5 protein-coding genes and 1 tRNA gene are annotated in these 7,333 nt (G+C 48.3%); 4 read left to right on the forward strand and 2 right to left on the reverse strand.

The features are described 5' to 3' along the window. Window positions 1-85 precede the first annotated feature (85 nt). Window positions 86-1,114 (reverse strand): alpha/beta fold hydrolase, encoded by a 1,029-nt coding sequence (locus ACJY2G_RS24565; RefSeq protein ID WP_439292298.1) that lies wholly within the window; start codon window positions 1,112-1,114, stop codon window positions 86-88. Window positions 1,115-1,521: 407 nt separating this feature from the next. Here ACJY2G_RS24565 and ACJY2G_RS24570 point away from each other — a divergent pair, with 407 nt between their 5' ends. The 3 genes from ACJY2G_RS24570 to ACJY2G_RS24580 all read left to right on the forward strand — a co-directional run bounded on the left by ACJY2G_RS24570 (window position 1,522) and on the right by ACJY2G_RS24580 (window position 4,258). Next, complete coding sequence (locus ACJY2G_RS24570) at window positions 1,522-3,021, forward strand: EAL domain-containing protein (RefSeq protein ID WP_439292299.1); 1,500 nt, start codon at window positions 1,522-1,524, stop codon at window positions 3,019-3,021. 239 nt (window positions 3,022-3,260) lie between these two features. Continuing rightward, window positions 3,261-4,037: a DgsA anti-repressor MtfA gene (gene mtfA / locus ACJY2G_RS24575; RefSeq protein WP_120163434.1), complete on the forward strand. Its 777-nt coding sequence runs from the start codon at window positions 3,261-3,263 to the stop codon at window positions 4,035-4,037. A gap of 145 nt (window positions 4,038-4,182) precedes the next feature. Next, window positions 4,183-4,258 (forward strand) — tRNA-Asn (locus ACJY2G_RS24580). Between the two features lie 100 nt (window positions 4,259-4,358). On the opposite strand, the gene ACJY2G_RS24585 is transcribed toward ACJY2G_RS24580, so the two are convergent. Then, window positions 4,359-5,513 carry a cytoplasmic protein gene (locus ACJY2G_RS24585; RefSeq protein ID WP_430320962.1) on the reverse strand — a complete coding sequence of 385 codons (1,155 nt, stop codon included), beginning with the start codon at window positions 5,511-5,513 and terminating at the stop codon, window positions 4,359-4,361. A gap of 132 nt (window positions 5,514-5,645) precedes the next feature. Between ACJY2G_RS24585 and ACJY2G_RS24590 the strand changes: the two genes are divergently transcribed. After that, window positions 5,646-7,199, forward strand: coding sequence for a bifunctional metallophosphatase/5'-nucleotidase (locus ACJY2G_RS24590; protein ID WP_430320950.1), 1,554 nt, complete (start codon window positions 5,646-5,648; stop codon window positions 7,197-7,199). Window positions 7,200-7,333: the final 134 nt, after the last annotated feature.

The following is a 7,333-nucleotide window of genomic DNA, read 5'->3' on the forward strand; positions in this document are numbered from 1 at the left end:
CCGCCGTTCTGCAATACCAATAAAAAACCGCAGCCCGTTCATTCAGGCTGCGGTTTTTTATTATTGAAACGGAAAACAGAGGAAATCAGCGTGACAGCGTTTTCAGCAATGCCGCGTTAAATTTTTCCGGTTCTTCCATCTGCGGCGCATGGCCGAGGCCTTTAAATTCGATCAGTTTCGCATGAGGGATCAGTTTCGTGACCTGTTTACCCAGCACGTTGTAGTGACCGATTTTGGCTTTTACCGCAGGCGGCGCGATGTCGCTGCCAATCGCTGTGGTATCGGCAGTGCCGATCATCAGCGTGGTCGGCACGCGCAGATTTTTGAACTCGTAAAAGACCGGCTGCGTGAAAATCATGTCGTAAATCAACGCAGAGTTCCAGGCCACCAGTTTATGCCCCGGCCCGTTGTTCAGCCCTGCCAGCATATCGACCCAGCGGTCGTATTCCGGTTTCCACTTATTCACGTAATAGGTTTTGAGTTCATACTGTTTAATGCTGTCCGCCGAGGTTTTCAGCTCACGGTCGTACCACTGATCCACGGTACGATAAGGCACGCCCTTGGCTTTCCAGTCTTCCAGACCAATCGGATTCACCAGCACCAGTTTCGATACTTCGGGTGCAAACATCAGGCTGTATCGCGTCGCCAGCATACCGCCGGTAGAATGCCCGACAATCACGGCCTTGGTTATTTTCAGGCTTTTCAGCAACTCATGGGTATTGGTCGCCAGTTGCTGAAAACTGTACTGGTAATGGGAAGGTTTGGTCGATGAACAGAACCCGACCTGATCGGGCGCGATCACCCGATAACCTTTACTCACCAGCGCCGAAATGGTGTCGCCCCAGGTCGCGGCACAAAAATTCTTACCGTGCATCAGCACGACAGTCTGACCATTTTTATGCCCGGTGGCCGGTACGTCCAGATAGCCCATTTGAAGCGGAGCACCCTGGGAATTAAAAGAGAATTGTTTCAGCGGAAAAGGATAGTCAAAACCCTGTAGTTGCGGCCCGTAGCTCGGCGCATCAGCAGCAAATGCTGAGCCGGAAAAGACTGCACCTGAAAAGGAAAAAGACAACACAGCGGCAGAAAGAAGCACTTTAAAACGGGGAAGCATCGGATAGTCCTGGTGTCGGTGACTGACAGACGGCATAAAGTCTTATGCTACAAACTTTATGCCGTCAGTAAAACCCGATAACACTCAAACCGCACAAACTGACGCAGACTTGAGATCCAGCTCAAACGGTAAATCAGACCGCCCGGTTCACTGGAATAACGGCACCGCAGTGCTTCAGCCGGGGATAACACGCTGACCCTATTTGATAGACACAAAAAATAGTTAAACAATTAATCATTCATGATTTGCATCAAAAGACAGGCTTATCAATGGCGTGAAATTAACCTTCTTATCCAGCTGTAACAATGGTTAACACCATTATGGGTTATATTAACAGAACAAAACTTCTTGCTCCGTCTCTCACTGGTGGATATCTCTTGGGCTCAAACTGGTTAAACCGACCCTCTATGCGGATTTGCCTCGCGCTGCTTGCGTTCACGTTGGTCGCGGCAGTCGGGATACTGGCTATCTCGTGGCAAACCTCGCAGGGATTACGGCGCGATGTGAGCGCCAGCCTGCAACAATCAGTGAGACTGGTGGACATGACACTGGATAATGCCGCGATCGCCGCTGGCGCGGTGGAAAATCTGATTGGTGCACCTTGTGATCAGCCCACCATTCAGGCGCTGCGCTGGCAGGTCGCCAAAGTTCCCAACGTGCGCACCGTCAATTTATATCGCCAGCATAAGGTTTATTGCGCCTCTTTATTCGGTGAACGTGACGATACGATTTCCACTCAAAATTACGTCGATGGAAAACTGATGCTGATGAGCGGCAATATAGTGACGCCTGATCACCCGCTGATTGCCTATCGTCATGATGTTAACGGCAGTGGCGTACTGGTCGGGGTCGATGGTTATTTCCTGCATAATATTCTGCAATTGCTCAGTACCCACGCGTATCTGATCCTGCAAGTCGGCGACAAGTGGATGGACAGCCAGGGCAAAATTCATACTTCTGAAATCTGGCCTGATGGCGAAAAGATGTCGCTGAAATCCTCGTTTTATCCTTATGAAATGCAACTGGTGATCCGCCCGAGCGATCACTGGCGTTATATTTTTGACTACGCCACTGTCAGCCTGATCCTGTTCCCGCTGATCAGCATCTTCATTGCTTTTATGACCTATGCGCTGCTTGGCCGGTTGGGTGGCCCGGTTGCTGCACTGAAAAACGCGCTGGGGAAAAAACAATTTATCCCTTACTTGCAGCCGGTCGTGGATGGAACAAACCATGAAATCACCGGCGCTGAAGTTTTGATGCGCTGGCAGCATCCGCAGATGGGGCTGATCCCGCCATATCAGTTCATCCCTCTGGCAGAAGAAAGCGGGCTGATTGTGCCGATGACCCGCCAGATGATGGCGCAGGTGCGCGATCAGTTCGGCCCGCTGGCCGCTCAGTTGCCGAAAAATTTCCATTTCGGGTTCAATATCTGCGCCAGCCACTTTAAAGACCTGACGCTGGTCGAAGACTGCAAAGCTTTTATTGACGCCTTCCGGGAGAACCCGATCAATCTGGTTCTGGAACTGACGGAGCGCGAGCTCATAGAGCCTTCAGAAACCACCCACAGCCTGTTCAGTGCCTTGCGCCGGATGGGCGTGCTGATCGCCATGGATGACTTTGGTACCGGCCATTCCAGCCTGGCCTACCTGCAAAAATTCCACATCGACATTTTGAAAATCGACCAGAGTTTCATAGGCCGGATCGGCACCGATGCGCTGGCCGGGCATATTGTCGATAACGTTATTGATCTGGCCAAACGCCTGCAAATGGTCATCGTGGCGGAAGGTATAGAAACGCAAAAACAGGTGGATTATCTCGCCCCCTATCGCCTCGAATACCTGCAAGGCTACTTTTTTGGAAAGCCTGTTGATCCGTCTGAATTTATCGATAAGTGGCTCAGGCATTAACACTTCCCCGCGCCCGCCGTGCGTTTCGATGCGGCGGGCACGTTGCGCGCTCTGTGACTAGAATAATAACGTGAGCTACGTCTGATTAGACGTGTGCACATTTTGCTTAAAATCTCATGATGTGTAACATCCATTCAGAATTGTCCCGATACGCTGCTAACCTGTTGAAGTTACTTGTATTGGTGTAGTCTGAGGCAAACCCTGCTGATAAATCGAATGATCACTTTGCGAGCAAGATGATGATTAAGTGGCCGTGGAAAGCGAATGAACTGAAAATTGAGAAATCAGACGCGTGGAATGACGCTCTGAATATCCCGCTGTTGTCCTCCCTGAACGAGCAAGAGCAACAACGTCTGATTCAGGTCGCCAGCCAGCTTTTGCATCAGAAACGACTGGTTCCTTTGCAGGGAATTGTGCTGACTGAACAGATGCAGGCACGCATTGCGTTACTTTTTGCGCTGCCGGTGATGGAACTCGGTGCGTCGTGGCTCGATGGTTTTCATGAAATTTTGCTCTACCCTTCCCCTTTTGTTGTCGATTCTCCGTGGCAGGATGAAAACGGACTGGTTCATGCCGGAACGCAAATTCACGCCGGTCAGAGCTGGGATCAGGGCCCGATCGTGCTGAACTGGCAGGATATTGAAGACTCGTTTGATAACTCCGGTTTTAACCTGATTATCCACGAAGCCGCGCATAAACTTGATATGCGAAACGGTGGCGAAGTGAGCGGCATCCCGCCAATTCCGTTACGCGAAGTGGTGGCCTGGGAGCATGATTTACAGGCGGCGATGCAGAATTTGCAGGATGAAATTGACACCGTTGGCGAAGAAGCGGCCAGCATGGATGCCTACGCAGCGACCGATCCGGCAGAGTGTTTTGCCGTACTTTCTGAATATTTCTTTAGTGCCCCAGAATTGCTTTCGGAGCGTTTTCCGCTGGTATACGGTCATTTCACCCGTTTTTATCAACAGGACCCGCTGGCAAGGCAACTTCGCGGACAGCGTTGTGATTGTTAAAAGGCAGAATTAAACGGTTTTCCTTGTCAAAAAAGTGAAGTTTTATGGCTATATTGATTAGTTGCTGAGCAGTCGCACTGCTTTTCAGGAAATTGCCGTTGACACTCCACCGCCCTCTGGATATTATGCGCCCCGTTCACACGATTCCTCTGTAGTTCAGTCGGTAGAACGGCGGACTGTTAATCCGTATGTCACTGGTTCGAGTCCAGTCAGAGGAGCCAAATTAGAAAAGCTCGCTTAAGGAAACTTAAGCGGGCTTTTTGCTTTTCATGCCCGGCGCCAGAACCCGTATGGCTTTGACGCAATCAGTTGAAGTAAATACTATTTCTGACTCCCGCAGCCTGTTCCTTTTATTTCACGTTTTTCGTTATAGTCATGCGCCAGGGAACGTAGTAATTGCGTTACGCTCCCTGCGGATAATTGAGCACTGTGGGTAAAATTAGTTTGTTTATATAGCCAGTGGATAAACTGCCTGCTGGCCGTTAAAGAGAGCGTTTCAGCGTTATTGCTATCCCCGCCCGTTAATGAGCAAACCATCTTACGATTTTTCTTCTGCGCCCAAAGCTGCCATTGGCCTTGCCACCAGCCATGCTGTGTTATTCCCTGAAAATGCCAGGGGATATTACTCTCAGTGTCATTTATTTCCTCTTCTATAAACCAAAGCTCAGCTTGCCGTTGGCGAAACAGATCTGCCCAAACAGTAATGACGGCTCCCCGAAGAAAACATTCGTGTGAAATAACATGTACTTTTACGTCAGGAAAAAGGAGGCTCAGTACTCGGAAATGCCCGTGAGCTGCGATAACTGGACGCAAAATTGCACCTCTGGCGTTACGTTTAAGAACCGCACTTCCATACTGAATTTCATCAAACTGGCTCCGTCTCAGAAATTGCGTCTCGCGCAAATCAACGCGAATTACGATATCGCTATGATGCAAATCAGGTTCAATTCTCCCGCGCCACCGGTACCGCAGACTTTCACCAATGAAATGCTGAGTAAAATTTGTGGAAATATGAAGAATATTACCGAAGGTGGCATCGAAACTGAGCAGAACATACAGTTTCTGTTCTGCACTACTCCCCTGGAAGGGCACAATAAGTGACACAGTTTCAATTCTTTCCGGAGGGATTATTTTTCTTTGTTTTTGCTGTTTGGGTGTCCAGACTTTTCTGCAGACACGGCACTGAACTCGCTGTGTTCCCCGCGGGTTATGACCATAGCAAATAGTTTTGTTGCAATAACATTCAGGACAAAAACGACCGTTTTCTGAGGCATATGCACTTAAGTGAGCAGACAGCCAGTCATTAAATTGTTGTTCATCAAACAGAGGGGGATAACTCCCACATGCACGACAGTGCAATGCCGGATATCCCAGTCTGTAGTCTGGCCAACTGTAATCTGCAGCTGCGGAGATTGGCAGCCCTAAATTGCGGCAACCAAACGATTTGCAGGTATTAATGGTAAACAGAGTCAATATTAGTCACCAACGATTTCAATGGGTCGATGATTTTGCCCCATAACTCTTGCTTAATTGTGTGAGCAGACACGCATTTAAAACCCTTTCAGAACGTAAAGTAGCGAGTCTTTATAAAACTGAAAGGAATTGATTATGAAGATAAAATTAATCGCAGCGGGTATTCTGCTGACGTTACCATTTTGGGCCTGCGCCAAGGATCTCACTATTATTTATACTAATGATCTCCATGCTCATGTGGAACCTTATAAAGTGCCATGGATTGCTGACGGTAAACGGGATGTGGGTGGCTGGGCGAATATCACCACTCTGGTAAAAGAGGAAAAAGCCAAAAGTAAAGCAACTTGGTTTTTTGATGCAGGTGACTATTTTACAGGCCCTTATATTAGCAGCCTAACAAAGGGCAAGGCCATTATCGATATTATGAATACCATGCCGTTTGATGCGGTCACAATGGGCAATCATGAATTTGATGATGGCTGGGATAATGCGTTGCTCCAGCTTAGCCAGGCGAAATTCCCTATTGTGCAGGGCAATATTTTTTATCAGAACAGCGATAAAGCATTCTGGGATAAGCCATATACAATTATTGAAAAAGATGGCGTAAAAATTGGCGTTATAGGTTTGCACGGTGTATTTGCCTTCAATGATACGGTTTCTGCTGCAATGCGCGAAGGTATTGAAGCGCGGGATGAGATTAAATGGTTACAGCGTTATATCGATGAACTTAAGGACAAAGTGGATTTGACCGTATTGCTGGTTCATGAAGGCACGCCTGCCCGTCAGTCCAGTATAGGAAGTACCGATGTGCGTCGTGCGCTGGATAAAGATATTCAAACCGCAAACCAGGTGAAAGGTCTGGATATTCTAATTACCGGACATGCGCATGTCGGTACGCCGGAACCGATTAAAGCAGGCAATACGCTAATCCTCTCAACCGATAGCGGCGGTATCGATGTGGGGAAACTGGTACTGGACTACACCAAGCCACATAGCTTTACGATGAAAAATTTCGAACTTAAAACCATTTACGCAGATGAGTGGAAGCCCGATCCGCAAACGAAGCAGGTGATCGACGGCTGGAATAAGAAACTCGATGAAGTGGTAGGACAGAAAGTGGCGCAGTCGCCGGTTGAATTAACACGTGCATATGGTGAATCAGCATCACTGGGCAACCTTGCTGCGGATGCTTTGCTGGCCGCTGCGGGTAAAAACACACAGTTAGCCTTAACTAACTCAGGCGGTATCCGCAGCGAGATCCCGTCTGGCACGATTACGATGGGCGATGTTATTAGTACGTTCCCATTCCCTAACGATCTGGTCACTATGGATCTTACCGGTAAACAATTACGTAGTTTGATGGAACATGGCGCAAGTTTAAGTAACGGAGTGTTGCAGGTCTCAAAAGGTCTGGAAATGAAATACGACAGCAGTAAACCCGTTGGACAACGGGTCCTGGAGCTTACACTTAATGGTAAGGCGATTGTGGATGCGACGGTTTATCACATTGCTACCCAAAACTTCCTTGCTGATGGTGGTGACGGCTTCACCGCGTTTACCGAGGGTAATGTGCGTAATACAACAGGTGGGTATTCTGTTTACAAAGCTGTGATCGATTACTTTAAAGCAGGTAACACCATCACCGATGAACAACTTAACGGTATGCGCGTTGCTGATGTGAAAAAATAAATGTTTTGTTAGCCGCATCAGTTAGCGCAAAGGATGTGGCGACCTATTACACCAACGATTTACATGCTCATGTATCTCCGGGGAAAATTCCGGCAGAGAAACCCAATTACAAAAGCCCGCTTAAGGAAACTTAA

Origin of the sequence: Rahnella sp. ATs2 (genome assembly GCF_051851855.1) — a bacterium.
GTDB classification, from domain to species: Bacteria; Pseudomonadota; Gammaproteobacteria; order Enterobacterales; family Enterobacteriaceae; genus Rahnella; species Rahnella variigena.

Bases quoted from the DNA above. Each gene is read 5' to 3' on its own strand.
- ACJY2G_RS24570 (WP_439292299.1), top strand. From the start codon at position 1,522: ATGCGGATTTGCCTCGCGCTGCTTGCGTTCACGTTGGTCGCGGCAGTC.
- mtfA (WP_120163434.1), top strand. From the start codon at position 3,261: ATGATTAAGTGGCCGTGGAAAGCGAATGAACTGAAAATTGAGAAATCA.
- ACJY2G_RS24565 (WP_439292298.1), bottom strand. From the start codon at position 1,114: ATGCTTCCCCGTTTTAAAGTGCTTCTTTCTGCCGCTGTGTTGTCTTTT.
- ACJY2G_RS24590 (WP_430320950.1), top strand. From the start codon at position 5,646: ATGAAGATAAAATTAATCGCAGCGGGTATTCTGCTGACGTTACCATTT.